This is a genomic window from Bartonella sp. OT172YNZD (assembly GCF_042193725.1).
Taxonomy (GTDB): domain Bacteria; phylum Pseudomonadota; class Alphaproteobacteria; order Rhizobiales; family Rhizobiaceae; genus Bartonella; species Bartonella grahamii_A.
This window is the reverse complement of sequence record NZ_JBHILZ010000095.1, coordinates 1-655: the sequence shown is the minus strand read 5'-3', so window position 1 is coordinate 655 and position 655 is coordinate 1. Positions and strand designations below refer to the sequence as shown.

At 46.9% G+C, this 655-nt stretch carries 2 protein-coding genes; both read left to right on the top strand.

What is annotated here, in order from left to right:
• Positions 1 to 405, top strand: a 405-nt coding sequence (locus ACFIJS_RS09225; protein ID WP_375651330.1) for a Ty3/Gypsy family RNase HI domain-containing protein, incomplete at its 5' end; no start/stop codon positions are given.
• Positions 406 to 444: 39 nt separating this feature from the next.
• A partial coding sequence (locus tag ACFIJS_RS09220; protein ID WP_375651328.1) for a hypothetical protein occupies positions 445 to 655 on the top strand: 211 nt, incomplete at its 3' end.

Sequence of the window (655 nt, the reverse complement as noted above, 5' to 3'; positions counted from 1 at the left end):
CGACTGACACGGAAGGATGTGAAATTTGAATGGAATGATGCTTGTGGGCCTTCTTTCCAGGAGTTGAGGACTTGTCTGACTACGGCACCGATCTTGATAGTTCCGGAAAGGGGCTTGGGGTACCAAGTCTATTGTGATGCTTCAAAAGATGGTTTGGGATGTGTGCTGATGCAGATTGGGAAGGTAGTTGCCTATGGATCCCGACAGTTGAAGACGCATGAGCAGAACTATCCCACACATGATTTGGAGCTTGCCGCCATAGTCTATGCACTTAAGACTTGGAGGCATTACTTGTATGGTGAGAGATTTGAGGTATTTTCTTATCATAAGAGCCTTAAGTACATTTTTACTCAGAAAGACCTCAATCTCAGGCAGAGGCGTTGGATGGAATATCTAGAGGATTAAGATTTTTACTTACAGTACCATCCGGGAAAAGCCAATGTGGTGGCTGATGCTTTAAGCAGAAAGACGCGGGCTACTGTTGCTAGCTTGGCCATACAGGAATGGGGAAATATGGGCATAGTGAATGAGTTTGACTTGGAGATGGAGGAGTTAGAGGATCGACTAGCTCTCTTCACCGTTACAGCCGAGCCTACCATGGTCAGCAGGGTTGTTGAGGCGCAGAGGACTGATAGTGAGTCAGATGCCATTCGGG